The organism is Pseudomonas sp. GZD-222, from assembly GCF_049310525.1.
GTDB lineage: Bacteria > Pseudomonadota > Gammaproteobacteria > Pseudomonadales > Pseudomonadaceae > Aquipseudomonas.
The window spans coordinates 73631-98013 of sequence record NZ_JBMOWO010000011.1; the positions used below are offsets into that span (position 1 = coordinate 73631).

A 24383-nucleotide genomic window follows, 5' to 3' on the forward strand; every position below is an offset into this window, starting at 1 on the left:
TATTGTGCGGGATTTATCCTACAGAGTACTGCATTAATAAGTAGCCAGGTCTGCGAATGTTATCGGCTCACACACCTGGCGGCAGGTTATAGTGTTAAACCGGACTTGAGCGCCCGGTCATTTCCCGTGCCATTTCGCTGGCATAGCTGTCGGTCATCCCGGCAATGAAGTCGATCATGCGCAGGAACGACGTATGCAGGGGGGCCGACGGATTGGGGGCGCTGTTGCCGAGCAGGTCAAGGATGCGTCGGCTCTTGAATGACGGGGTGCGACCGCCATGTTGTTCGAGGGCCGCGCCACAGAAAGAGTTGAGCAGAATCTCGAGGGTGGTATAAGCCCCGATTTCATGCAGCGTCTTGCGTTTGTCCTGAAAGATTTTTTTGCGTGCCATGTCCTTGGCCTGCAACACACAGCGTTTGGCCGGGCCATGCATGTGTTCGACCAGGTCGCCCTGCAGTTGCCCCGACAGCAGTGCCTCCTGCTGTTCGACAAACGCGCGGGCAGCGGCGTTGGTCAGGTGTTCGATGGCCTTGCCACGCAAAATGGCCAGTTTGCGCCGGCGTGAGTCGCCAGGGCCCAGTTGACGATAGGTTTCCGGCAGGTCATCACCCACCAGGCTGAGCAATAGCGACTCCACTTCCGGGTAGTCCAGCAGCTCCATCTCCAGGCCGTCTTCCAGGTCGATCAGCGCGTAGCAGATATCATCGGCAGCTTCCATCAGGTACACCAGCGGGTGTCGGGCCCAGCGTTGTTCCTCAATCTGCGGCAGACCGAGTTTACGGGCGATCTGCTCAAGCAGTGGCAGCTCGCTCTGGTAACAACCGAACTTGTGTTTCTTGTAGCCCAGCGCGTCGGCATGGCGGGCGGTCCAGGGATATTTCAGGTAAGTGCCGAGGGTTGCGTAGGTCAGCCGGGTCCCACCGTCGAATTGGTGATACTCCAGTTGGGTCAGCACCCGAAAGCCCTGGGCGTTGCCTTCGAAATTGAGAAAGTCGGCACGTTCGGCATCGGTCATGGCGTCAAGCCAGCCGCGTCCGGCGGCTTGCTGGAACCAGTGCCGGATAGCATCTTCGCCGGAATGGCCGAAGGGTGGATTACCAATGTCGTGGGCAAGGCAAGCCGATTGCACGACCATACCCAGATCGCTCGGTTCACACCATTGGGGTAGTTTGTCGCGCAGGGTTTCACCGACGCGCATGCCCAGCGAGCGGCCGACGCAACTGACTTCCAGCGAATGGGTCAGACGGGTGTGGATGTGATCGTTGCTCGATACCGGGTGCACCTGGGTCTTGCGTCCCAGGCGGCGGAAGGCACCGGAGAAAATGATCCGGTCGTGATCTTTGTGAAAAGGGCTGCGGCCCAGCTCTTCAGAGCTGTGCAGGGTCTTGCCAAGACGTTCACGGGTGAGCAGGGTGTGCCAGTCCAAGGCCAAATCTCCGATACAGGGGCAGGCGCTTAGCTTCCCGTGTCGGCGTAACACCTGCAAGTCACTTTGAGCGCAAGCGCGAAGCGCGTTGTGCAGTTGATCCTGAACTAGCTGCCATGACGACGATTCAGCGCTTGTTGGCTGCGCCCTGCATGACCAACTTGAGCAACGGAATCAGGCTGCTGCCCAAGCGCACCATCCTGCTCAGGCTACCGCTCCTGGCACCTTTGCCGGTCAGAAAGCCCAGGACCACCACCGCACCGATTCCCCACAACGGCGCATGCTTGATGCCCAGCCCACCTTGCAGGCTGTCGCCCATGGCACGCAGGCGGGTCAGGGGATTGAGCAGTTGGCCTGACTCATGGCGGATTTCCTGGCGGTGCATCTCCAGGCGCAGGCGTACCAGTGCCTTGCGCAGCTCACGCCGGTTGGTGGTTTTCGGTAGCTCAGGCAGGCTCATGGCAGTAGGCGCTCCCGGTCCTTGGCAAGTTCTTCGAGGGTCGAGCTGAAGGGGGACGATTCATCGTACACCGCGGCTTTCAGGCGCAAGGCACAGAACAAGGCCGCCAGGCCGTAGAACACGCACAAGCCGATGACGCCGGCCAGGCGGTAACTGTCCCACAGTAGTACCAGCACCAATGCGGAGAGGGCGATTAGCAAGAGCAGGGCAAACACCAGGGCCAGACCGGCAAACAGCAGCAGGCTCAGGGTGCGCGCTTTCTGTTCCTGCAGTTCAATGCCGAACAATTCGACATGACCGTGCAACAGGCCTAGTACAGCAGCACCCAAGCGTTTGCTCGACGCGGTATTGGTGCTGTTCGCTTCGCTATCCATAGCCAACCTCAGCGCCGACTGGCCAGCAAGCCAATCAGAAAACCGACCCCGGCGGCGATGCCAACCGATTGCCAGGGGTTGCTCTGTACATACTCTTCAGTAGCGCTCACGGCGGCCTCGCCGCGTTCACGGACAGAGTCCTGGGTCAGTTGCAGCGTTTCGCGCGCGCGCAGCAGGCTGTCGTGGATCTGACCACGCAATTCGTCGGCCTGATCGCCGGCCAGGGAAGCGGTGTGCTCCAGCAATTTTTCAGTGTCACGAACCAATGCCTGGAAGTCAGCCATCAGTATGTCTTGAGCAGTCTTTGCCGATTTGCTGGTCATGGGGCTCTCCTTAAGGGTGTGTGGCTATTTCGAGTCGCGATCACTGGCGAAGGTTCAGTGAAAAGCGCTGGTACAGGATTTGCTGTTGCAAGGTGCACTCAGGTCCGGTGCCTGCGTTAATTCCGTGCGCAGGCGGCAGCCGGTCTGATAAACCTTAACCCAATCCACGACAAACCCAAGGAAAAACTCCAGATATCAGCAGGATCGGCCAGAGAGGTGGCGTTGCATTGATCCAGGCTGGTGCAAAAAGGAGTTACTCCGCGCTGTCTTGGTGCTTTTTTCGAAAGGCCTGCCGACTTCATGGAAAACCTGCAAAGTGCAGTGGACACTCTGGTCCACGGTTCCAACACGCTCTTCATTCTGCTGGGCGCCGTCATGGTCCTGGCCATGCACGCCGGGTTCGCCTTCCTTGAAGTAGGGACCGTGCGGCACAAAAACCAGGTCAATGCCCTGTCGAAGATTCTCAGCGATTTTGCTGTCTCGACCCTGGCGTATTTTTTTGTGGGCTACTGGATTTCCTATGGCGTGAGTTTTCTGCAGCCAGCAACGGTGCTCAGCACTGAGCACGGATACAGTCTGGTGAAGTTTTTTTTCCTGCTGACCTTTGCTGCGGCGATCCCGGCGATCATTTCCGGCGGCATTGCCGAGCGGGCCCGTTTCGCGCCACAGATGTGCGCGACGGCGCTGATTGTTGCCTTCGTCTACCCCTTCTTCGAAGGCGTTGTCTGGAATGGCAATCTGGGCCTGCAGGCCTGGTTGCAGGCGCAGTTCGGTGCTGGCTTCCATGACTTCGCCGGCTCTGTGGTGGTGCACGCCATGGGCGGTTGGCTGGCCTTGACGGCGGTGCTGCTGCTCGGCCCGCGCAATGGCCGCTACCGTGACGGCAAGCTGGTAGCGTTCGCCCCTTCAAACATACCCTTTCTGGCCCTGGGCTCGTGGATTCTGATCGTCGGCTGGTTCGGCTTCAATGTCATGAGTGCCCAGACCCTGCAAGGGGTCAGCGGGCTGGTCGCGGTCAACTCGCTGATGGCCATGGTCGGAGGCACGATGGCGGCGTTGTTGGTCGGACGCAACGACCCGGGCTTTCTGCATAACGGTCCGTTGGCCGGGCTGGTGGCGGTATGCGCCGGCTCCGACCTGATGCACCCGGTCGGGGCATTGGTGACCGGAGTGATTGCCGGGGCCCTGTTTGTCTGGTGTTTTACTGCTGCGCAGAACACCTGGAAAATTGATGATGTGCTGGGTGTCTGGCCGCTGCACGGTCTGTGTGGCGTGTGGGGTGGCATCGCCTGTGGGATTTTCGGTCAGACAGCACTCGGTGGCCTGGGTGGCGTCAGCCTGATCAGCCAGTTGATCGGCAGTCTGGCCGGGGTGCTGGTCGCATTGCTGGGCGGCTTTGCCGTGTATGGGCTGATAAAGGTCTCGCTCGGCCTGCGCTTGAGCCAGGAGCAGGAGTACTACGGCGCCGACCTGTCGATCCACAAGATCGGCGCCACCAGCCAGGATTGACTATCGTCCCGCCACCAGCCGTGCCTCACAGGCCGTGAGGGCGGGCAGGGGGCCGCTGAGCAAGACCGCATCGCCGGCATGCAGGCAGGTGTCGGCGGTGACGGCCAGTTCTTCGCCGTTGCGCTGTACAGCCTGTATTTCGACACCCAACTGCTCAAGATCCAGCTCGGTCAGCGGGCGTCCACAGGCGTAGGCGTCGGCGCCAAGATTGACCGCGTGCATCATCGCCTTGGGCTGGCCCTCGCTGTCGACCGGGCTGGTCTGGGCGCCATGGTAGAAGGCCTGGAGCATGCGGTAGCGCGTCTGGCGCACTTCATCAATGCGCGCTTGCACTTGGTCCATCGGCAGCCCGAGCATGACCAGGGCATGGGAGGCGAGCATCAGGCTCGACTCCAGCAGCTCAGGTACAACCGCAGTCGCACCGGCACCGCGCAGCTCTTCACGCTGGCTGTCATCACGGGTGCGCACCAGAATCTGCACCTGGGCGTGACGTTCGCGTGCGGCTTTGAGCACGCTCATGGCGATATCGGTCTTGTCCACCGCGATCACCACCAGGCGCGCACGTTCAAGGCCGATGGCACTGAGCAGTTCGCCGCGACGTGAGTCGCCATAGTGCACGTAGCTTTCGCCTGCAGCCGCTTCCTGAACCCTGACAGGGTCGTCATCCAGGGCTATGAACGGAATATTTTCCCGGCGCAGGAAGCGCCCGATCGACTGCCCGACCCGGCCGTAGCCGCAGATCAGCACGTGACCGTGCATTGACGCACTTTGCGCTTCGATAGCCTCCAAATGCACTTCTTCGTTGGGTTTGCGGTGCAAGCGCGCGGCAATGTTGGGCGCGGCTCGCAGCAGCAGCGGTGTGACCACCATCGAGCAGAAGGTGGCGGCCAGTAACAGATTGCCAAGGGCCTCAGGCAGCAAGTTGGTCTGCTGCATCTGCGCCATCAGGGCAAAACAGAACTCGCCGCCTTGCGCGAGGGCCAAGCCGCTGCGCCAGGCCGTTTCGGCATCGCTGCCGCGCACCCGCACCAGTGCGGCGACCACGCAGCCTTTGACCACCAGCAGGCCGAGGGTCAGGGCGAGGATCTCGAAGCCATGGGTGGCAAAGAGTTGCAGGTCGATGAGCATGCCGATGCTGACAAAGAACAGCCCGAGGAGAATGTCCCGGAACGGGCGGATGTCCGCTTCGATCTGATGGCGATAATTACTCTCGCCCAGCAACATGCCGGCCAGGAATGCGCCCAGCGCCGGCGACAGGCCGAGCAGGTGGGTCAGCCAGGCCGTGAGCAACACAATCACCAGTGCCAGCAGCACGAACAACTCTGCTGAATGCGAGCTGGCCACTTCATGGAACAGGCGCGGCAATAGCCAGCGGCTGGCCAGCAGCAGGCCCACGAACAGAATGACGGTTTTGCCCAGGGTCAACGGCAAGGCCCAGTACCAGGCCTGGCCACCTTCGCCGGCGAACACCGGGACCAGGGTCAGCAGCAATACCGCCACCACATCCTGAAACAGCAACACGCCGATGGCGTTCTGCCCGTGGCTGCTGAAAATTTCTCCCAGACTAGTCAGTTCCTTGCTGACAATTGCCGTGGACGACAATGCCAACCCGGCACCCAGTAACAGTGCTGCATTGGCCGGCATATCGAGAAGAAACAGCAGGCCGGCGAGCAGGATTGTCGAGCAGATTACCTGGAGGCTGCCCAAGCCGAACACGACCTTACGCAGGGCGATCATTTTCGAAAGGGAAAACTCGAGTCCCAGGGAGAACAGCAAAAAGACCACGCCCATTTCTGCCAGGTCTGGCAACTCTTCACTTTCGTTAACCCAGTTCAGGGCCGTGGGCCCGACAAACAGGCCAACACACAAATAGCCCAGCACGGGGGGCAGCTTCAGGCGTCTGAAGAAGGCAATGACGACCAGCGACGAGGCCAGAATGATCAACAGGTTGGCAAACACGAAACACTCCATGTGCTTAAGCGATAAAAAACCAGCAAGTCTGAACGATAGCGGCTGTTCGAGGGCTGATCTGAATCAGCAGCCGGACGGTGATTCGGGCATTGAAGGTCCAGGCTCGACTGCTACAGACAGCAGTCCTAGAATAGTGACCTTCCTGCCTTCTGTCGGTAACTGTATATGCCTCCTGAATGCCAACTGTTCGGCACCCTTGGTTGTCACCTGTGTGAAGTGGCCGAAGCCTTGTTGATGCCTTTTGTCGAGCATGGTCTGCTGGTTGAGTTGGTCGATATAGCCGACAACGAGCTCTGGGTTGAGCAATACGCCCTGAAGATTCCGGTGTTGCGTCGCTGTGATAGCGGCGCCGAGTTGAACTGGCCGTTCGATGCCGATCAAGTGGTGGCATTTCTGCGTTGAACTAGTCACCAGGTCGGAGAGATTTCCTGTCGTGCGCGGCAGGCTGGAAGTGTGGACAATTCTTGGATGTTTTAACTCATTCCAAGGAGCGGACCATGTACCTGAGTGAACACTTCACATTGGCTGAAATGACCGTATCGGAAAGCGCTGCGCGCCAGGGTATCGACAACACGCCCAACGCCGATGCCCTCGCCAATCTCCGCCGTCTGTGCGCTTTTCTGGAACAAGTACGTTCACTGTTCGATCGACCCATACTGGTCAGTAGCGGCTACCGCTCGGCTGAACTGAACCGGGTGATCGGTGGTTCGCGCACCAGTGCTCATGTTCAGGGATTGGCAGTGGACATCAATATGTCTGGCGTGACGCCAAGAGCATTGGCGCAGCGCGTGGCAGACAGCTCGCTGATGTTCGACCAACTGATTCTCGAGTACGACCAATGGGTGCATCTGGGCCTTTCCACAACCCCTGAGCGTCGGCAATTGCTGACCATCCGCACGGGCACCGGTTATCTTCCCGGGCTGGTCTGAGCGCTGTCTGATTGACGTGTGTGAGAAGTCTGAATATGCTGTATATAAATACAGTATTGAGGTGGCGTTTGCCTCGAGGATCCAACCATGGTCAATGTTGAACAACTGAAATACACCGTCAATCGCATGCCCACCGCCATGGTGAGCGAGGCGGTGCTCGAGTTGCGCCTCGATGGTCTGGTACTGGAGGGCAAGACGCCGTTCACCAAGCTGCACTTCAACACCTGCTTTGCCGAGATCGAAGCGTTGTTCCAGCGTGCTGGCTATCACCGGCCGCTGGATGTGGTCGGTTACCAGGGCTTGCTGTATGCGCTCTATGATCCCGGTCGCTGGGAGGCGGTTGACGTGTTGCGCTGGCTCAAGGAGTTCACTGAGGCTGCAGCAAGCCAGACTGGCTGAGGCGCCAGGCTTGCGGGATAATGCGCGGTCTATCTGTCACGAGCGTTCCCATGGCCATTGCCCCTTTCGATCCGGCTCAGCATCAAGCCAGTACAGTTTGTTTGCCCCCTGGTAATTGGGCGACAGTGCTTGACTGCCTGAGTGAGCATTTCAAGGCTATCGGACGTGAGCAGTGGCTTGACCGCATTGCCCGTGGGCGCGTGCTGGATGCCCAGGGTGAGCCGATCACGGCGGCGCTTGCCTACAAGCAGGGGCTGCGTATCCACTATTTTCGTGAAGTGCCCAACGAGAAGCCAATCCCCTTCGAAGAGCAGATCCTGCATGTCGACGAGCACCTGGTGGTGGCGGACAAACCGCACTTTCTGCCGGTTACGCCGACAGGCGAGTATGTCGAACACACGTTGTTGCGTCGGTTGATTCGTCGGCTGGGTAACCCGAACCTGGTCCCTTTGCATCGTATCGATCGTCACACTGCCGGGCTGGTGTTGTTTTCCGCTAATCCCGAAAGTCGATCCGCCTACCAATCGCTGTTTCCCAACCGCCAGATCGACAAGCATTACCAGGCTATTGCCCGGGCCTTGCCGCTGCTGGAGTTTCCGTTGACGCACAAGAGCCGTATGGTCAGTGGCGAGCCGTTCTTCCGCATGCAGGAAGTCGAAGGGCAGAGCAACAGCGAAACCCTGGCCGAGGTGCTGGAGAAGAACGGCGAACTGTGGCGTTACGGGTTGTCGCCAATCACCGGCAAAACACACCAGCTACGCGTGCATATGACGGCGCTGGGTGCGAGCATCTGCAACGATCCGTTTTATCCACAGGTAGTGGAGGACCAGGACGACTACAGCAAGCCATTGAAGTTGTTGGCGCAGCGATTGCGGTTCAAGGATCCGCTGAACGGTGAAGAGCGCTTTTTCGAAAGCCGGCTGACGCTGGACTGGTAAGGCAGGAAGCGGCGCATCCGCAGGCGGATGCGCCGTTTTTTTAGCGGTTGAAGCGCTCGACCAACGAGTACTGGGTAGTAGCTGTACGCGTCAGCTCTTCACTGAGCAAAGCCGAATGCTGCGCCTGTTCGGACGTCTGGTCAGCCAGCTCGGCAATCGTGCTGATGTTACGGCTGATTTCATCGGCTACCGCCGTCTGCTCTTCGGTAGCGGCAGCGATTTGAGTCGCCATGTCAGTGATGTTGGCCACTGCTTCGCTGATACCGACCAGCGCCTGGTCTGCCTCCATCACTCGCGCCACACCTTCCTCGGCCTGGCGATGCCCAGCCTCCATGGTCTGCACCGCATTGCTGGCGGTTTGCTGCAGTTTGGCGATCAGGCCGTGAATCTGGCCAGTCGATTCGCTGGTGCGTTGCGCCAGCTGGCGAACCTCGTCGGCGACCACGGCAAAGCCGCGGCCCATTTCACCCGCGCGCGCAGCTTCAATAGCAGCGTTGAGGGCCAATAGGTTGGTCTGGTCGGCGATGCCTTTGATCACATCGACCACGCCACCGATCTCATCGCTGTCGCGTGCCAGTTGGGTCACGGTCAGGCCGGTTTCGCCGACAGCTGCCGACAGGCGCTGGATGGCTTCGCGGGTTTCGCCTGCGATGTCGCGGCCACGGCCGGTCAGGCGATTGGCTTCCTGGGTGGCGTCGGCGGTGCGCTGCACGTGATTGGCCACTTCCTGGGTGGTGGCCGCCATCTGGTTGACTGCGGCAGCGACCTGTTCGGTCTCCACACGCTGGCGTTCCAGGCCCGAGGAGCTTTGATGGGCTAGTGAGTCGGACTGGCGGGCCTGTTCGTTAAGGTGCTCGGCGGTGTCCTGCAGGCGGGTCAGGCAGGTTTTCATCCGCGCATCCTGGCTGAGCATGGCCATTTCCAGGCGTGCCTGGACGCCGCGGCTATCGGTGTACATCTGCGCGATAAGCGGGTCGGACGTCGATTGCTCGGCCAGACGCAGCAGGCGTTTGAGACCGCGCTGCTGCCAGCTCAGGCCCAGCAGGCCCAGTGGCACCGACAGTGCTGCGGCCAGGGCAAAGCCCCAGGAGTGACCGAGCCAGTTGCCGATCAGGAAGCCGACCTGGCTGACCAGAATGAACGGCAGCCAGTCCTGCACCACCGGCAGCCACTTATCGCGACGCGGGATCGCCGGCCGGCCCTGATTGATGCGCTGGTACAGGGCCTCGGCGCGACGCACCTGTTCGGCCGTCGGCTTGACCCGTACAGATTCAAAGCCCACCACCTGGTTGTTTTCGAACACCGGGGTGACGTAGGCGTTGACCCAGTAATGGTCGCCGCTTTTGCAGCGGTTCTTGACAATGCCCATCCATGGCAAGCCTTGCTTGAGCGTGGTCCACATGTGCGCGAACACGGCCGGCGGGACATCCGGGTGGCGCACCAGGTTGTGCGGCGCGCGCATCAGCTCCTCGCGGGAGAAACCACTGATCTCGACGAAGGCATCGTTGCAATAGGTGATAACACCCTTGGTATCGGTGGTCGAGATCAAGCGTTGTTGAGCAGGGAAAGTCCGTTCGCGCTGAGTTATTGGCTGGTTGTTACGCATAAGCTGTTCAATCCGCAAGGCTTTCAAGGGTTATCGGCCGCGAGGGGCTTTTATTGAATGACTTTTTGCAAAAGTCAGCGAGTGACTGCTGGTTCACGAAGGTATCAGCATCGGATAGGTAAATCCGGTGAAATGTGCGAGGTTCAGGCCAAAATGGCAGAGTACTGCTGCGATCAAGCCGCCGTAGCGGTAAGCCAGTCCATAACCGATGCCGGCCAGGGAGGCGAGTGCAACCCATTGCCAGCCTCCACCCAGGTGCGCGAGGCCGAACAAGCCGGCGGCCAGTAGCAGGGCCAGATGCTGATTCCTGAGTAAACGTTGCAGCCCGCCCTGGATGTAACCCCGAAACAGCAATTCTTCGGTCAGGCTGACCAGCAACAGGTTGTTCAGCACCCAGAGCCAGGCTTGCTCCGGCCATTTCGGCGCCCAGGCCACCATACCCAGCAACCAGGCACCGCCCAGGCACAGGGCAATAACCACTGGCAGCGTCCCCGCCAGGCTTGGCAGCAGGCGCTTGCCGCCCATTGCCAGCACCCAGGGACAGGCCAGCAACAGCCAGAAGCCAATCAAAGGCTTGTCCAGGTTCAGGTACATCGTGAAGGGCACGGCACCTGCGCTGAAGACGGCCTTGTCGATGACCTTGGCACCCTGGAACCCCGGCAGCCAGTGCAATGCCAAGCCCAGGGCCAGCAGGATGAACAGCACATGGCCGAACAGTTGCTGCCAACGCGTCTGCCGGTTAACCAGCAAGCCGGCGCACAGCAGGGCAATCAGGCTGGGCAGTGCGAGCAGGCCCAGATTGCCATTGACGAGAGAAAAGACGTAACCAAGGCCCAGCAGGGCCAGTCCGATCCATTGGTATACAAGCATGTAGATTCCATTGTTCGCTGAAAACGTGAGCTCTACGACTCCTCTGGCGTCGTTCAGGACACGCTTGCCAGCCGTATCAGCGCCTGCAGCAGGTACTCATCGCTAGCGGGGCTATCGGCAAAAGGCCCGGCCGCACAGGGCCGGGCCAGCACTTTACGCTGCGATCAATTGCCGCAGCACGTAGTGCAGGATACCGCCCGATTTGAAGTACTCCACCTCATTAAGTGTATCAATTCGGCACAGCACCTCGATTTGCTCCTGACGCCCATCCTGGCGGGTGATTTTCAAGTTCAGGTGCATATGCGGCTGGATTCGCGCGTTGCTCAAACCGAGGATATCGATGCGCTCGCTGCCATCGAGGCCCAGGCTTTTGCGGTTCTGGCCGGCAATGAACTGCAGCGGCAGCACGCCCATACCCACCAGGTTGGAACGGTGGATACGTTCGAAGCTTTCCGCCAGCACTGCCTTGATCCCCAGCAGGTTGGTGCCTTTGGCCGCCCAGTCGCGGCTGGAGCCGGTGCCGTATTCCTGACCGGCAATCACCACCAGCGGCGTGCCGTCGGCCTGGTAGCGCATGGCCGCGTCATAGATTGCCATCTTCTCACCGGTCGGCGCGTACAGGGTGTTGCCGCCTTCTTCACCGCCGAGCATTTCGTTGCGGATGCGGATGTTGGCAAAGGTGCCGCGCATCATCACTTCATGGTTGCCGCGGCGCGAGCCGTAGGAGTTGAAGTCGCGGGGTTCCACGCCCTTGTCGCGCAGGTAGCGCCCGGCCGGGCTGTCGGCCTTGATGTTACCGGCAGGGGAGATGTGGTCGGTGGTCACCGAGTCACCGAGCAGGGCCAGGACCCGGGCGCCGTGGATATCCTCGATGACCGGCAGGGGGCCGGTGATGTCATCGAAGAACGGCGGATGCTGGATATAGGTGGAATCGTCCTGCCAGACATAGGTGGCTGCCTGCGGTACTGCAATTGCTTGCCACTGGGCATCGCCGGCAAACACTTCGGCATATTCCTTGTGGAACATCGCGGTATCGACACTGGCGACCGCGGCGGCGATCTCCTGCTGGCTTGGCCAGATGTCACGCAGGTACACCGGCTGGCCATCCTTGCCGGTGCCCAGTGGTTCACTGCTCAGGTCCAGGCGCACGCTACCCGCCAGGGCGTAGGCGACCACCAGCGGTGGTGACGCCAGCCAGTTGGTTTTCACCAGCGGGTGAACCCGGCCCTCGAAGTTGCGGTTGCCCGACAATACCGAGGCGACGGTGAGGTCGGCGCCGGTGATGGCTTTTTCGATGGCGTCGTCCAGCGGCCCGGAGTTGCCGATGCAGGTGGTGCAGCCGTAGCCGACCAGGTCGAAGCCCAGCTCATCCAGGTAGGGTGTCAGGCCAGCCGCCTTGTAGTAGTCGGTTACTACCTTGGAGCCTGGAGCCAGTGAGCTTTTTACCCAGGGTTTGCGTTTCAGACCTTTCTCGACGGCTTTTTTCGCCACCAGGCCTGCCGCCATCATCACGCTGGGGTTGGAGGTGTTGGTGCAGGAGGTAATGGCGGCAATCACTACCGCGCCATCGCGTAACACATGCTGTTGGCCTTCATGTTCATAGCTGACCTCGCCAGCCTGGTCGGCATTGCCCACAGCGACACCCCCACCGCCTTCACTTTCCAGGCGGCCGACATCCTTGGTCGAGACGCGCAGCTGCAAGCCGAGGAAGCTGTCAAAAGCCTGGCTGACCTGCGACAGGGCGACCCGGTCTTGAGGGCGTTTGGGCCCGGCCAGACTGGCTTCGACTTCGTGCATGTCCAGGGCCAGGGTGTCGGTGAACACCGGCTCCTGGCCAGGCAGGCGCCATAGGCCTTGTTCCTTGCAGTAAGCCTCGACCAGTTGCACCGTCTGTTCGGGGCGACCGGACAGGCGCAGGTAATCCAGGGTCACCTGGTCGACGGGGAAAAAGCCGCAGGTGGCGCCGTATTCGGGGGCCATGTTGGCAATGGTGGCGCGATCCGCCAAGGGCAGGTCCGCCAGGCCGTCGCCATAGAACTCGACGAACTTGCCCACCACACCTTTCTTGCGCAGCATCTGCGTGACAGTCAGCACCAGGTCGGTGGCAGTAATGCCTTCGCGCAGCTTGCCGGTGAGCTTGAAGCCGATGACCTCGGGAATCAGCATCGACACCGGCTGACCGAGCATCGCCGCTTCTGCCTCGATACCCCCAACGCCCCAGCCGAGTACGCCCAAGCCGTTGATCATGGTGGTGTGTGAGTCGGTGCCGACCAGAGTGTCGGGGAAGGCATAGGTGCGACCGTCTTCTTCGCGGGTCCACACGGTGCGGCCCAGGTACTCCAGGTTGACCTGATGGCAGATGCCGGTGCCCGGTGGCACCACGCTGAAATTATCGAACGCATTCTGGCCCCAGCGCAGGAAGGCATAGCGTTCGCCGTTGCGTTGCATCTCGATGTCAACGTTCTGGGCAAACGCCTCCTGGCTGGCGTAGCGATCGACCATCACCGAGTGGTCGATGACCAGGTCCACCGGTGACAGCGGGTTGATCCGCTGCGGATCGCCGCCAGCCTTGGCCATGGCCGCGCGCATGGCTGCCAGATCGACCACCGCGGGAACACCGGTGAAGTCCTGCATCAACACCCGTGCCGGACGGTACTGGATTTCGCGGTCGGAGCGGCGCTCCTTGAGCCAGTCGGCCAGGGCGCCGAGATCGGCGCGGGTAACGGTTTTGTCGTCTTCCCAGCGCAGCAGGTTTTCCAGCAGCACCTTCAGCGACATGGGCAGGCGCTGCAGATCGCCGAGGCTCTTGGTGGCTTCGGTCAGGCTGAAGTAGTGATAGGGACGATCGGCGACCGTCAGGGTCTTGAGGGTTTTCAGGCTATCGAGCGAGGGCATTACCAACTCCTTCTGCGTAGGTGTCCGGCGCTCTTCCTTGCTGTCGCCGGTTCACCGCCTCTGTGACAGTCCGCACGGCACGGACCTGGCTGAGCGGTCAGGTTAGACCGGTTTGGCGCACCTGACCAAGTACTGGACCGGCGGGGCATGTCGCAGGTTCCGAACTTGCTTTATCATTCGCGCATTTGCCGGGGCAGTGCATTGCCCCCGGTCAGGGTTGGGGCCAATGGCCGCCAGCCGTCCTGGAGTGAAGATGAATACCCTGTTTATGCATTGCCGGCCTGGTTTCGAGAGCGAAGTCTGTGCCGAAATCGCCGAGCACGCCGCCCGCCTGAACGTCGCCGGCTACGCCAAAGCCAAACCGCAGAGCGCCTGTGCCGAATTCATCTGCAACGATGGCGAAGGCGCTGAACGGTTGATGCGTGAACTGCGCTTTGCCCAGCTGATTTTTCCGCGGCAGTGGGCGCGTGGCAGCTTTATCGAACTGCCGGAAACCGACCGCATCAGCGTGCTCCTCGAAGCCCTGGCCGATTATCCGGTATGCGGCAGTGTCTGGCTGGAGGTGATGGACACCAACGACGGCAAGGAGCTTTCAACCTTCTGTCGCAAGTTCGAGGTGCCACTGCGCAAGGCCTTGACCAAGGCCGGGCGCCTGGTTGAAGACCCGAGCAAGCCGCGTCTGCTGTTGACCTTTGTCAGCGGTCGGCGGGTGTTTGTCGGCCTGGCCGCAGCGGACAATTCGGCCATGTGGCCGATGGGTATTCCGCGTCTGAAATTTCCCCGTGAAGCGCCGAGTCGCTCGACTCTCAAGCTTGAAGAGGCCTGGCATCATTTCATCCCGCGCGACCAGTGGGATGCGCGGCTCTCCGATGACATGACCGGTGTTGACCTTGGGGCGGCGCCGGGTGGCTGGACCTACCAGCTGGTCAAGCGCGGCATGCTGGTAACCGCCATCGACAACGGCCCGATGGCCGAGAGTCTGATGGACACCGGCCTGGTGCAGCACTTGATGGCCGACGGTTTTACCTACAAGCCCAAGCAGACGGTGGACTGGATGGTCTGCGATATCGTCGAGAAGCCGGCGCGCAGCGCGGCACTGCTGGAGACCTGGCTGGGCGAAGGCCTGTGCCGCGAGGCGGTGGTCAACCTCAAGCTGCCGATGAAGCAGCGCTATGCCGAGGTGCGACGCCTGCTGGAGCGTATTGAAGAGGGCTTCAAGGCGCGCAAGATCAAGGTCTCGATTGGCTGCAAGCAGCTGTATCACGATCGCGAAGAGGTAACCTGCCACCTGCGGCGCCTGGATCTGAAACCGCGCTGAGCCCACATCCTGTGGGAGCGGGGGGGGGGGGGGGGGGGGGGGGGGGGGGTAGGGGGGGGGGGGGGGGGGGGGGAGGGGGGGGGGGGGTGGGGGGGTATTCTTCCCCGTCTTCGTAACCCAGACCACCCCCCCCCCCCCCCCCCCCCCCCCGCTCCCACCGATAAGATGACCTCGCAGCCTGCTTGAGCGACAATAGCTGATTGTTTCCGGAGTTCTACATGACCGATTTCACCCCAGACGCCATCCTCGACGCCACTGGCCTCAACTGCCCGGAGCCGGTAATGATGTTGCACCAGCACGTGCGCGACCTGGCCGCGGGAGGCCTGCTCAAGGTGATCGCCACCGACCCGTCGACCCGTCGCGATATCCCCAAGTTCTGCGTATTCCTTGGCCACGAACTGGTCCAGCAACAGGAAGACGCCGGTACCTACCTGTACTGGATCCGCAAGAAACTCGATTAAGCGCGTTGCGCGCGGCGAATGTGCTTGCCACTGCTGCGCGCCAGGCGAATCGACAACATCAAGGCTGCGCAGGTCAATCCGGCGATCAGGCCTTCCCACAAGCCGTTAGGGCCGCTGGCCGGGCCGAAATAGTTGGTCAGGCCCAGCACGTAACCCACCGGCAGGCCAATGCCCCAGTACGCGAACAGGGTCAGGATCATGGTCACCCGGGTGTCCTGGTAACCGCGCAAGGCACCGGCGGCGATCACCTGGATGGCGTCGGAGAACTGATACAGCGCGGCATACACGATCAGCATTGCGGCAATCTGGATCACCGCGGTGTCCGGCGTGTAGATCGAGGCGATCGGTTCGCGCATCAGCAGAATCAGGCTGGCCGAGAAACAGGCAAATACCAGCGCGGCGCCCAGGCCCACCATTGCCGCAAAGCGCGCCTGGCGTGGCTCGCCAGCACCGACTGCCTGGCCCACCCGCACCGTTACCGCCATCCCCAGTGAATACGGAATCATGAACAGCAGCGAGCTGATGTTCAGGGCAATTTGATGGCCGGCGACAATGGTCGGACCCAGGCTGCCGATCAGCAGCGCAATGACCGCGAAGATACTGGACTCGGCGAACACGGCGATGCCGATCGGCAAGCCAATGCCCATCAAACGTTTGATGACTGACCACTGCGGGCGCTCGAAGCGCACCAGCACCCGGCTGTTCTGGTAGGCCGGGGCCCAGCGCGTCCAGGCGCCCATACTCAGGGCCATGAACCACATGACAATACCGCTGGCCCATCCGCAGCCAACACCACCCAGCGCGGGCAGGCCGAAGTGGCCGTAGATCAGCACGTAGTTCAGGGGAATATTCAGCAGCAGGCCCAGGCAGCCTATGACCATGCTCGGGCGGGTCAGGCCGAGGCCATCGCTGTAGCAGCGCAGCACGTAGTACAGGGCGATGCCGGGAAAGCCGAAGGCGATGCCTTGCAGGTAACCCATGCTCGGTTCGACCAGTTGCGGATCGACTTTCATCACCTGCAGGACCGGCTCGGCATTGATCAGCAACGCGCTGGCAATCAGGCTGACAGCGACCGCCAGCCATAGCGCCTGGCGTACCAAGGGGCCGATTTCACCATGCTGGCCGGCACCAAAACGTTGTGCCACCTTGGGGGTGGTGGCCAGCAGGATGCCGGTCATCAGCAAGAACACCGGAATCCAGATTGAGTTACCCAGCGCCACCGCCGCCAGGTCTCGCGGGCTGACCCGGCCAGCCATTACCGCATCAACGAAGCCCATGGCGGTGGTGGCCAGTTGCGCAATGATGATCGGTGTTGCCAGCAGCAACAGGCTGCGCAGTTCGGTGCGCACGCGCGCAGCGTGAGAGGGAGGCGGGGAGAGGGTGTCGGCGGTCATGGGTGTCACAAGGCAGGTGTCCACAAAAAAAGTGCGCAAAGCCGACTAGTCTACGCTTTGACGCCTTGGTCAGGAAATCTGCCTGATGCTTTTGTCGGCGGCTGGATTAGCGCCCCACCATAGGCCTACACTGCGCACCCCGATAGGAGAGCGCCATGCTGATTGTTGCCGACGAGAATATTCCGCTGCTCGATGCCTTCTTTGCAGGTTTTGGCGAGATCCGCCGTTATCCAGGGCGTGCCATCGATGCGGCCTGTGTAAAGGACGCTGATGTCTTGCTGGTGCGTTCAGTGACCCGCGTCGACCAGGCGCTGCTTGAGGGCAGCAAGGTTCGTTTCGTCGGCACCTGTACCATTGGCACCGATCACCTGGCCCTGGATTACTTCGCTCAAGCCGGGATTCAGTGGTCCAGTGCGCCGGGCTGCAATGCCCGCGGTGTGGTCGATTACGTGCTGGGCAGTTTGCTGACTCTGGCCGAGCTCGATGGCGCCGACCTGGCCGGACGTACCTATGGGGTTGTCGGTGCTGGCGAAGTGGGTGGGCGCCTGGTCGATGTACTGCGGGGGCTGGGTTGGCAGGTGCTGGTATGCGACCCGCCACGCCAGGCCCGTGAGGGCGGCGACTATGTGAGCCTGGAAACGGTCCTTGCCGAGTGCGATGTCATCAGCCTGCACACCCCGCTGACCCGTGAAGGTGAACACCCTACCTGGCACTTGCTTGATAGCCAGCAACTGGCGGCGCTGCGCCCGGGGGCCTGGTTGATCAACGCCAGCCGCGGGCCCGTGATCGACAACACGGCGCTGCGTGAGCTGCTGCTGGAACGTGAGGATGTGCTGGCGGTGCTGGATGTCTGGGAGGGTGAGCCGCAGGTTGATCTGGAACTGGCGGATCTCTGTGTGCTGGCCACTCCGCACATTGCCGGCTACAGCCTGGACGGCAAGCAACGGGGCACTGCACAGATCTACCAGGCGTTCTGTGCGTGGCGCAACGAGCCGGCGTCGGTGCAGTTGGCGGATCTGCTGCCGCAACCCTGGCTGGCAGAGATTGGTTTGCAGGCTGAAACCGACCTGGACTGGGCCTTGGCAACGCTGTGCCGTGCAGTGTATGACCCTCGCCGTGACGACGCCGACTTCCGTCGCAGCCTGAGCAGTGATGCGCTTGAGCAGAAGGCGGCTTTTGATGCGTTGCGCAAGCACTACCCGCCGCGTCGAGAGATTGAAGGGCTGATGGTGCGTCTGCACGGCGAGGCACCACAGCTGGCGCAGATGGTTCGGGCTCTGGGTGGCGTGTTGGTTTAATTGCAGGCAATAAAAACCCGGCGCTTGGGCCGGGTTGAAGAATTCGGTGGTTCAGTCTTTCTTGGCGGGTTCTTTGCGGCTTTGTTCGAGTTTCTCGCAGGCTTGCTGGATCATCTCTTCCGTGATCGTGACCTCTTTGCCATCCGGGCCGATGATCGAGCCACCCACAGGCGCTTGCGGGTTGGGTGCGCTTTTGGGCGGGTTATTGCTTTGTTGCAAGCTCATTTCCTGTCTCCTCATCAGGTTGCAAGCTCAGACTAGAATCGTCTAGTGACCGAACTGTGACAGCTCCGTCGGTTATCACTGTCAGACCCTTCCAGTCCAACAGAAAGCAGGCCAAAGCTCCAGTGGTGCTTTAGACCGAAACGGTCTAGCCAGTGACATCTCGGACCTTAACGGTGTCGTGAGCCTGGTGTTAATACCGACGACTGTTTATTCCTGCGAGTTCCTTGGCGCGGGACGAGCGGTCAGGTGTAGGCTGGGGAAAACTGCTGATCGTTGGTTCCTACATGCTCAACCGCTTTTCCTCTCGCCAGCGTCAGGCGCTGCATCTGGGTTGGCGTTTCATTCGCCCTTATCGCCAGCAGGTCGTGCTGGCCTTGCTCGCGTTGATCGTTACTGCCGGCATCACCTTGTCCCTGGGGCAGGGTATCCGCTTGTTGGTCGATCAGGGCTTCATGACCCGCTCACCGCAACTGCTCAACCAGTCCATCGGTTTTTTCCTGCTGCTGGTGCTGGCCCTGGCAATCGGGACCTTCAGCCGTTTTTACCTGGTGTCGTGGATTGGCGAACGGTGTGTGGCCGACATCCGCCAACAGGTGTTTGATCACTTGATCTACCTGCACCCCGGTTTTTTCGAGAGCAACCGCAGTTCGGAGATCCAGTCGCGGCTTACCGCCGACACCACCTTGCTGCAATCGGTGATCGGCTCGTCGTTGTCGATGTTCCTGCGTAATGCGCTGATGGTGCTGGGCGGCATCGTGCTGTTGTTCATCACCAACCCCAAACTCACCAGTATCGTGGTGCTGGCGTTGCCGCTGGTGCTGGCGCCGATCCTGATCTTCGGGCGCCGGGTGCGCAGCTTGTCACGCCAGAGCCAGGATCGGGTGGCCGATGTCGGCAGTTACGTGGCCGAAACCCTCGGGCAGATCAAGACGGTACAGGCCTACAACCATCAGGCCAGCGATCAGCAACACTTCGGCCGCACCGTTGAAGCGGCTTTCGCGGTCGCCCGCAAGCGCATCCTGCAGCGCGCCTGGCTGATCACTCTGGTGATCGTGCTGGTGCTCGGGGCCGTGGGCGTCATGCTCTGGGTCGGGGGCATGGATGTCATTGCCGGGCGGATTTCCGCGGGGGAACTGGCGGCTTTCGTTTTCTATAGCCTGATCGTCGGCAGTGCCTTTGGCACTCTCAGTGAGGTGATTGGGGAGTTGCAACGCGCCGCCGGGGCGGCGGAGCGGATTGCCGAGCTGCTGGCCGCGCGCAGTGAAATCACCGCACCCTCAGAGGGGGTGGAGCGCTCGGCCCCGCGGGTTAGCGGGCGCCTGGAGTTACGGGATGTACGCTTTGCTTACCCGTCACGGCCTGTGCCTGCGGCCATCGACGGCCTGAGCCTGACCGTCGAACCGGGTGAAACCCTGGCCCTGGTCGGGCCTTCGGGGGCAGGAAAGTCGACCTTGTTTGACCTGCTGCTGCGCTTTTATGACCCCCAGCAAGGTCACATTCTGCTCGACGGCCAGGACCTGAGCCGGCTTGACCCGCAGGACCTGCGTCGGCATTTCGCCCTGGTGGCGCAGAATCCGGCACTGTTCTTTGGCACCGTCGAGGAGAACATTCGCTATGGCCGAGCTGATGCCAGTGCTGCGCAAGTTGAAGCCGCCGCACGCAGTGCGCACGCCCATGAGTTCATTATGCAGCTGCCGCAAGGCTATCAGACCCACCTGGGTGATGCCGGCCTGGGGCTGTCGGGTGGGCAGCGTCAGCGTCTGGCCATTGCCCGGGCCTTGCTGGTGGATGCGCCGATCCTGTTGCTCGACGAAGCCACCAGCGCCCTCGATGCGCAAAGCGAACACCTGATCCAGCAGGCACTGCCGACCTTGATGAGCGGACGCACCACCCTGGTGATCGCTCACCGCCTGGCCACGGTGCAGCATGCCGACCGCATTGCGGTGATCGATCAGGGTCGCCTGGTGGCGATTGGCAGTCATCATCAATTGATCGCGCAGAGCCCCTTGTATGCGCGGCTGGCGGCCTTGCAGTTCAATGTCGTTACGGAAATGTGACAGCGCGCCAAAGACTGTCACATTTCTGTAGCAATCCCTTGAGACTATCTATTTCAGCTGTTGCGTAATGCTCGAACTTGGCTGCTATCGACTGATGGCAGCTTTTTTTTCGCCTGCTCCAGCTGCCAGTGAACGACGACAGGGACGTCGTTGCCTGGTCGATGCAGCAATGCGTCGTTTCCTTCCCCTTTGTTCCGAGATTCCTTCCGATGTTGCGTAAATCCCTCAGAGTGCAAATCCTCGCGCTACTTGGTGGCAGCCTGTTGGCGATGCTGATGATCGCGCTGGTCTGCTTTCAATTGTTGTCATCCAGCGTGCGCGGCTATGGCCAGTTGATCGATGGGCCACTGCAGGCCTCGCAGCTGATAGATGAGGCCAATCTGCAATTCAAGGTACAGGTCCAGGAGTGGAAGAATGTGCTGTTGCGCGGCAAGCAGCCGGCCGATCTGGACAAATACTGGCAACAGTTTCTTGCCCGTGAGCAGCAGGTGCAGGGCATTCTCGATCAATTGATCCACAGCAGCGACGCAACGCTCAAGGCGCGTGCCGAGCAGCTCAAGGAGAGCCATCGTCAGTTGGGCCAGGCTTACGCTCAAGGGCGTCAGGCGTTCCTGGCTGCAGGTGCTGACCCGACAGCGGGGGACCAGGCGGTCAAAGGCGTGGACCGTGCGACCAGCGAGCAGATGAGCGAGCTGGTCAGCCAACTGCGCAGTGAGGCTCAGGCTCGCGCCAGCGCTATCAATCAAGCGGCAGAGCGCACGGTGTGGCTGGGGCTGCTGGTGATGTTCGGCTCGGCGCTGCTGGTCGGTCTGTTCAGCCTCTGGCTGGTCAATCGCAGCCTGATTGAGCCGATCCGCGGCTTGATCGAGTATGTCGCACAGTTGAGTCAGGGGCGATTCGAGGCGCGGGTAGCCAGCAACCGTCAGGATGAGCTTGGCCGCCTGGCGGTGGCGGCCAATACCTTGCGCGATTTTCTCGCCGATACCGTTGCCCGCCTGCAGAACAATGCGGGCGAACTGGAAACCGCCAGCGGCGAACTGCGCAGCATTGCCGGGAGCATGGCCCGAGGAACTGACGATCAGTTCCAGCGCACCGATCAGGTGGCCACGGCGATGCATGAAATGTCCGCCACGGCCCAGGAGGTTGCGCGTCACGCGGCTGAAGCCGCGCGCGCGGCGGATGATGCCGATCACAGCGCCCAGGCGGGCGAGCAGGTGATGCAGGCGACCATCGACACCATCGCTTCGGTCAACCAGGAGATTGCCGGCACGGCGGCGGTGATTCGCCACCTGGAAGCCGATAGCGCCAGGATTGGCAAGGTGTTGGAAGTCATTCGCGGGATTGCCGAACAGACCAACCTGCTGGCACTCAATGCCGCTATCGAAGCGGCGCGGGCAGGGGAGGCCGGTCGCGGCTTTGCCGTGGTCGCGGATGAAGTGCGCAGCCTGGCTCAGCGAACTGCAGCCTCGATTGCCGAAATCAACCAGATCATCAGTGCCGTGCAGTCCGGTGCCCTGGAGGCGGTGAAGGCCATTGAAAGCGGCCAGCAGCGCAGTGAAGAAGGCGCCGAACAGGTCCAGCGCGCCGGGCAGATGCTGCAGCGCATCACCTTGGCCGTGGAGGCGATTCGGGACATGAACCGCCAGATCGCCACCGCAGCTGAAGAGCAGACCAGCGTGGCCGAGGACATTTCCCGCAACCTGGTGGAGATCACCCGGATTGCCACGGCCAATCAGCAAGCCGTGCAACACACCGAGCAGGCCGGGCATCGTCTGCATGGCTTGTCGGGGCAGTTGGGGGAAGTGACTGCACGCCTAAGTGCCTGACAAAAGGGGGAAATCCGCCACATTGCGGGCCATGGGCATGGCAATGTGGCGGATTTTCGCCAGCAAAATCGTTAAAGATGGGGTGCGACGACTCGTCCTAGCTATTAGCCGTTGGTCTTGCAAAAGTTGGCCTGCTTTATGCTTAAAGGCGCTCAGGCCTAGGCCATTGCAAGCACCCGGCGGCAAGCTTCACCGCTCATCGTCAGGGTGACGACCGTTCCCGATCCATCGAACAACCCCAGCCGCCAACCATCGCCGCGCGTCCAGGCCGCTTGCCTGAACGCCGAGCCCCGCTAAGCTTTGGTCTGCGCGAGCAACAACAAGAACTCGGGCGTGCACAACGGGATAAGCGGTCATTGCCAATTACTTCACCTCAATTGGATTGAATTATGAAAAAAATCCTGCTGACGCTCCTGTGCCTGAGTGTCATCGGCTGCTCCAAGCCCAGCGAGCCAGAAAAAACCGTAGATGTGCTGCTGATCGGCGGCGGCATCATGAGCGCAAGCCTCGGTACTTACCTCAATGAGCTGGAGCCGACCTGGTCCATCGACATCTACGAGCGTCTGGACAAGGTCGCCGAAGAAAGCTCCAACGCCTGGAACAACGCCGGTACCGGTCACTCCGCGTTCTGCGAGCTGAACTACACCAGCGAAGGCGCCGACGGCAAGATCGACATCAGCAAAGCGGTCGGGGTCAACGAGCAATTCGAGATCTCCAAGCAGTTCTGGGCCTACCAGGTCGAGCAGAACGTGCTGAGCAACCCCAAGTCGTTCATCAACAACGTGCCACACATGAGCTTTGTCTGGGGCGACAAGAACGTCGAGTTCCTCAAGAAGCGTCATGAAGCCCTGCAGCACAGTTCGCTGTTCCGCGGCATGGAATACTCCGAAGACCACGCCCAGATCCAGAAGTGGGTGCCGATCGTGATGGAAGGCCGTGCTGCCGACCAGAAGATCGCTGCAACCCGCATGTCGATCGGTACCGACGTCAACTTCGGCGAGATCACCCGCCAGCTGATCGCCTCGCTGACCAAGCACGAAAACGTCAAGCTGCACGTGCAGCATGAAGTGCGCGACATCGTGCGCAACGCTGACAACACCTGGACCGTGGTCGTTGCTGACCTGGCCAACAAAGGCGTTGAGCGTAGCGTCAAGGCCAAGTTCGTCTTCATCGGTGCCGGTGGTGGTGCCCTGAAGCTGCTGCAGAAGTCTGGCATCCCTGAGGCCGAAGGCTACGCAGGCTTCCCGGTCGGTGGTCAGTTCCTGATGACCGACAACCAGGACATCGTTGCCCGTCACAAGGCCAAGCTGTACGGCAAGGCTTCGGTGGGTGCACCGCCGATGTCCGTTCCGCACCTGGACACCCGTGTGATCGATGGCAAGGAAGTGCTGCTGTTCGGCCCGTTCGCGACCTTCTCGACCAAGTTCCTGAAGAACGGTTCGCTGCTGGACATGTTTGCCGCACTGACCACGCACAACATCATGCCGATGACCCACGCCGGTATCGACAACATTGACCTGAGCACCTACCTGATGGGTCAGCTGATGCTCAGCTTCGATGACCGCATGGAAGCCCTGCGCGAGTACTTCCCGAACGCCAAGAACGAAGACTGGAAACTGCTGCAAGCCGGTCAACGCGTTCAGGTGATCAAGAAGGATCCGGTGCACGGTGGCGTTCTGCAGTTCGGTACCGAAGTGGTAGCTGCCCAGGATGGCACCATCGCCGCGCTGCTGGGTGCATCGCCAGGCGCTTCGACCGCTGCGCCGATCATGCTCAGCGTGCTGGAGAAGACCTACAAGGATCGCATCAAGACCCCTGAGTGGCAGGCCAAGCTGAAGGAAATCGTTCCGACCTACGGCCAGAAGCTCAACAACAACCTTGAGCTGACCAACAAGACCCGTGAATGGAGCAGCTCGCGTCTGGGCCTGCTGTACGTTCCGGTGCTGCCGGAAGGGACTGCTGCAGTACAGGCCGAGCCTGCGCTGTAAGGTTTGAAACGGTAGTAACAAACAGCCCCCTGTTCAGGGGGCTGTTTTGTTTAGAGCCTGGAAACGCATCGCGGGGGAAAACCCCCCCCCCCGTGGGGGAGGGGTTTCCCCACTGC

Annotated in this window: 21 protein-coding genes and 1 pseudogene; 12 read left to right on the plus strand and 10 right to left on the minus strand. The window is 61.0% G+C overall.

Features of this window, described 5'->3' with window-relative positions:
- Positions 1 to 94 precede the first annotated feature (94 nt).
- The 4 genes from ACO6VD_RS01890 to ACO6VD_RS01905 form a co-directional block, all read right to left on the minus strand.
- Complete coding sequence (locus ACO6VD_RS01890) at positions 95 to 1426, minus strand: deoxyguanosinetriphosphate triphosphohydrolase (RefSeq protein ID WP_422416626.1); 1332 nt, start codon at positions 1424 to 1426, stop codon at positions 95 to 97.
- Positions 1427 to 1553: 127 nt separating this feature from the next.
- Positions 1554 to 1886, minus strand: a complete 333-nt coding sequence (locus tag ACO6VD_RS01895) for a hypothetical protein (RefSeq protein WP_422416628.1) — start codon at positions 1884 to 1886, stop codon at positions 1554 to 1556.
- Positions 1883 to 2260 (minus strand): phage holin family protein, encoded by a 378-nt coding sequence (locus ACO6VD_RS01900; RefSeq protein ID WP_422416629.1) that lies wholly within the window; start codon positions 2258 to 2260, stop codon positions 1883 to 1885. The genes ACO6VD_RS01895 and ACO6VD_RS01900 overlap by 4 nt, the downstream gene beginning before the upstream one ends.
- Positions 2261 to 2268: 8 nt before the next feature.
- On the minus strand, positions 2269 to 2583 hold the full coding sequence (locus tag ACO6VD_RS01905) for a DUF883 family protein (protein WP_422416631.1): 315 nt from the start codon (positions 2581 to 2583) through the stop codon (positions 2269 to 2271).
- Positions 2584 to 2883: 300 nt separating this feature from the next.
- On the opposite strand from ACO6VD_RS01905, the gene ACO6VD_RS01910 reads away from it, so the two are divergent.
- Positions 2884 to 4092 carry an ammonium transporter gene (locus ACO6VD_RS01910; protein WP_422416633.1) on the plus strand — a complete coding sequence of 403 codons (1209 nt, stop codon included), beginning with the start codon at positions 2884 to 2886 and terminating at the stop codon, positions 4090 to 4092.
- On the opposite strand, the gene ACO6VD_RS01915 is transcribed toward ACO6VD_RS01910, so the two are convergent.
- Entirely contained in the window at positions 4093 to 6051 is a 1959-nt protein-coding gene (locus tag ACO6VD_RS01915) for a monovalent cation:proton antiporter-2 (CPA2) family protein (protein WP_422416635.1), read from the minus strand.
- Between the two features lie 177 nt (positions 6052 to 6228).
- On the opposite strand from ACO6VD_RS01915, the gene ACO6VD_RS01920 reads away from it, so the two are divergent.
- From ACO6VD_RS01920 to ACO6VD_RS01935, 4 genes are all read left to right on the plus strand, one after another.
- A complete protein-coding gene (locus ACO6VD_RS01920; protein WP_422416637.1) occupies positions 6229 to 6465 on the plus strand; it encodes a glutaredoxin family protein in 237 nt (78 codons plus the stop codon).
- A 95-nt stretch (positions 6466 to 6560) separates the two neighbouring features.
- Positions 6561 to 6992 (plus strand): D-Ala-D-Ala carboxypeptidase family metallohydrolase, encoded by a 432-nt coding sequence (locus tag ACO6VD_RS01925; RefSeq protein WP_422416639.1) that lies wholly within the window; start codon positions 6561 to 6563, stop codon positions 6990 to 6992.
- An 87-nt stretch (positions 6993 to 7079) separates the two neighbouring features.
- On the plus strand, positions 7080 to 7391 hold the full coding sequence (locus tag ACO6VD_RS01930) for a transcriptional regulator (RefSeq protein WP_422416640.1): 312 nt from the start codon (positions 7080 to 7082) through the stop codon (positions 7389 to 7391).
- Positions 7392 to 7441: 50 nt separating this feature from the next.
- Complete coding sequence (locus tag ACO6VD_RS01935; RefSeq protein WP_422416642.1) at positions 7442 to 8329, plus strand: pseudouridine synthase; 888 nt, start codon at positions 7442 to 7444, stop codon at positions 8327 to 8329.
- Between the two features lie 40 nt (positions 8330 to 8369).
- Here ACO6VD_RS01935 and ACO6VD_RS01940 read toward each other — a convergent pair whose 3' ends face one another.
- The 3 genes from ACO6VD_RS01940 to acnA all read right to left on the minus strand — a co-directional run bounded on the left by ACO6VD_RS01940 (position 8370) and on the right by acnA (position 13700).
- Positions 8370 to 9935, minus strand: coding sequence for a methyl-accepting chemotaxis protein (locus ACO6VD_RS01940; RefSeq protein ID WP_422416644.1), 1566 nt, complete (start codon positions 9933 to 9935; stop codon positions 8370 to 8372).
- Between the two features lie 93 nt (positions 9936 to 10028).
- Positions 10029 to 10805, minus strand: coding sequence for a CPBP family intramembrane glutamic endopeptidase (locus tag ACO6VD_RS01945; protein WP_422416646.1), 777 nt, complete (start codon positions 10803 to 10805; stop codon positions 10029 to 10031).
- A 153-nt stretch (positions 10806 to 10958) separates the two neighbouring features.
- Complete coding sequence (gene acnA / locus ACO6VD_RS01950) at positions 10959 to 13700, minus strand: aconitate hydratase AcnA (protein WP_422416648.1); 2742 nt, start codon at positions 13698 to 13700, stop codon at positions 10959 to 10961.
- 253 nt (positions 13701 to 13953) lie between these two features.
- Between acnA and rlmM the strand changes: the two genes are divergently transcribed.
- Positions 13954 to 15018, plus strand: coding sequence for a 23S rRNA (cytidine(2498)-2'-O)-methyltransferase RlmM (gene rlmM / locus ACO6VD_RS01955; protein ID WP_422416649.1), 1065 nt, complete (start codon positions 13954 to 13956; stop codon positions 15016 to 15018).
- A gap of 218 nt (positions 15019 to 15236) precedes the next feature.
- Positions 15237 to 15479, plus strand: a complete 243-nt coding sequence (tusA, locus tag ACO6VD_RS01960) for a sulfurtransferase TusA (protein WP_038608848.1) — start codon at positions 15237 to 15239, stop codon at positions 15477 to 15479.
- On the opposite strand, the gene ACO6VD_RS01965 is transcribed toward tusA, so the two are convergent.
- Positions 15476 to 16873 carry an MATE family efflux transporter gene (locus tag ACO6VD_RS01965; protein WP_422416651.1) on the minus strand — a complete coding sequence of 466 codons (1398 nt, stop codon included), beginning with the start codon at positions 16871 to 16873 and terminating at the stop codon, positions 15476 to 15478. The two genes, tusA and ACO6VD_RS01965, sit on opposite strands and share 4 nt — an antisense overlap.
- A gap of 155 nt (positions 16874 to 17028) precedes the next feature.
- On the opposite strand from ACO6VD_RS01965, the gene pdxB reads away from it, so the two are divergent.
- Positions 17029 to 18171 (plus strand): 4-phosphoerythronate dehydrogenase PdxB, encoded by a 1143-nt coding sequence (gene pdxB / locus ACO6VD_RS01970; RefSeq protein ID WP_422416653.1) that lies wholly within the window; start codon positions 17029 to 17031, stop codon positions 18169 to 18171.
- A 51-nt stretch (positions 18172 to 18222) separates the two neighbouring features.
- Here the strand turns inward: pdxB and ACO6VD_RS01975 are convergent, their stop codons facing one another.
- Positions 18223 to 18396: a PA1571 family protein gene (locus ACO6VD_RS01975; RefSeq protein ID WP_400172205.1), complete on the minus strand. Its 174-nt coding sequence runs from the start codon at positions 18394 to 18396 to the stop codon at positions 18223 to 18225.
- A 284-nt stretch (positions 18397 to 18680) separates the two neighbouring features.
- On the opposite strand from ACO6VD_RS01975, the gene ACO6VD_RS01980 reads away from it, so the two are divergent.
- The 4 genes and pseudogenes from ACO6VD_RS01980 (at position 18681) to mqo (ending at position 24267) form a co-directional block, all read left to right on the plus strand.
- The gene (locus tag ACO6VD_RS01980) at positions 18681 to 20453 is read left to right on the plus strand and encodes an ABC transporter transmembrane domain-containing protein (RefSeq protein WP_422416656.1); all 1773 of its coding nucleotides are present in this window, start codon (positions 18681 to 18683) and stop codon (positions 20451 to 20453) included.
- A 782-nt stretch (positions 20454 to 21235) separates the two neighbouring features.
- Positions 21236 to 21394 (plus strand): annotated as a pseudogene (locus ACO6VD_RS01985) (HAMP domain-containing protein); the annotation flags it as partial.
- A 171-nt stretch (positions 21395 to 21565) separates the two neighbouring features.
- Positions 21566 to 22279 (plus strand): methyl-accepting chemotaxis protein, encoded by a 714-nt coding sequence (locus tag ACO6VD_RS01990; protein WP_422416664.1) that lies wholly within the window; start codon positions 21566 to 21568, stop codon positions 22277 to 22279.
- A gap of 389 nt (positions 22280 to 22668) precedes the next feature.
- Positions 22669 to 24267 carry a malate dehydrogenase (quinone) gene (gene mqo / locus ACO6VD_RS01995; RefSeq protein ID WP_422416658.1) on the plus strand — a complete coding sequence of 533 codons (1599 nt, stop codon included), beginning with the start codon at positions 22669 to 22671 and terminating at the stop codon, positions 24265 to 24267.
- The last annotated feature ends 116 nt before the right edge of the window (positions 24268 to 24383 follow it).

What these genes read in the sequence shown, in the direction of transcription:
- ACO6VD_RS01900 (WP_422416629.1), bottom strand. Translation starts at nt 2,260, where the DNA reads ATGGATAGCGAAGCGAACAGCACCAATACCGCGTCGAGCAAACGCTTG.
- ACO6VD_RS01975 (WP_400172205.1), bottom strand. Translation starts at nt 18,396, where the DNA reads ATGAGCTTGCAACAAAGCAATAACCCGCCCAAAAGCGCACCCAACCCG.
- pdxB (WP_422416653.1), top strand. Translation starts at nt 17,029, where the DNA reads ATGCTGATTGTTGCCGACGAGAATATTCCGCTGCTCGATGCCTTCTTT.
- ACO6VD_RS01945 (WP_422416646.1), bottom strand. Translation starts at nt 10,805, where the DNA reads ATGCTTGTATACCAATGGATCGGACTGGCCCTGCTGGGCCTTGGTTAC.
- ACO6VD_RS01990 (WP_422416664.1), top strand. Translation starts at nt 21,566, where the DNA reads ATGCATGAAATGTCCGCCACGGCCCAGGAGGTTGCGCGTCACGCGGCT.
- ACO6VD_RS01910 (WP_422416633.1), top strand. Translation starts at nt 2,884, where the DNA reads ATGGAAAACCTGCAAAGTGCAGTGGACACTCTGGTCCACGGTTCCAAC.
- rlmM (WP_422416649.1), top strand. Translation starts at nt 13,954, where the DNA reads ATGAATACCCTGTTTATGCATTGCCGGCCTGGTTTCGAGAGCGAAGTC.
- ACO6VD_RS01905 (WP_422416631.1), bottom strand. Translation starts at nt 2,583, where the DNA reads ATGACCAGCAAATCGGCAAAGACTGCTCAAGACATACTGATGGCTGAC.
- ACO6VD_RS01965 (WP_422416651.1), bottom strand. Translation starts at nt 16,873, where the DNA reads ATGACCGCCGACACCCTCTCCCCGCCTCCCTCTCACGCTGCGCGCGTG.
- ACO6VD_RS01925 (WP_422416639.1), top strand. Translation starts at nt 6,561, where the DNA reads ATGTACCTGAGTGAACACTTCACATTGGCTGAAATGACCGTATCGGAA.
- tusA (WP_038608848.1), top strand. Translation starts at nt 15,237, where the DNA reads ATGACCGATTTCACCCCAGACGCCATCCTCGACGCCACTGGCCTCAAC.
- ACO6VD_RS01920 (WP_422416637.1), top strand. Translation starts at nt 6,229, where the DNA reads ATGCCTCCTGAATGCCAACTGTTCGGCACCCTTGGTTGTCACCTGTGT.
- ACO6VD_RS01895 (WP_422416628.1), bottom strand. Translation starts at nt 1,886, where the DNA reads ATGAGCCTGCCTGAGCTACCGAAAACCACCAACCGGCGTGAGCTGCGC.
- ACO6VD_RS01930 (WP_422416640.1), top strand. Translation starts at nt 7,080, where the DNA reads ATGGTCAATGTTGAACAACTGAAATACACCGTCAATCGCATGCCCACC.
- ACO6VD_RS01980 (WP_422416656.1), top strand. Translation starts at nt 18,681, where the DNA reads ATGCTCAACCGCTTTTCCTCTCGCCAGCGTCAGGCGCTGCATCTGGGT.
- acnA (WP_422416648.1), bottom strand. Translation starts at nt 13,700, where the DNA reads ATGCCCTCGCTCGATAGCCTGAAAACCCTCAAGACCCTGACGGTCGCC.
- mqo (WP_422416658.1), top strand. Translation starts at nt 22,669, where the DNA reads ATGAAAAAAATCCTGCTGACGCTCCTGTGCCTGAGTGTCATCGGCTGC.
- ACO6VD_RS01935 (WP_422416642.1), top strand. Translation starts at nt 7,442, where the DNA reads ATGGCCATTGCCCCTTTCGATCCGGCTCAGCATCAAGCCAGTACAGTT.
- ACO6VD_RS01940 (WP_422416644.1), bottom strand. Translation starts at nt 9,935, where the DNA reads ATGCGTAACAACCAGCCAATAACTCAGCGCGAACGGACTTTCCCTGCT.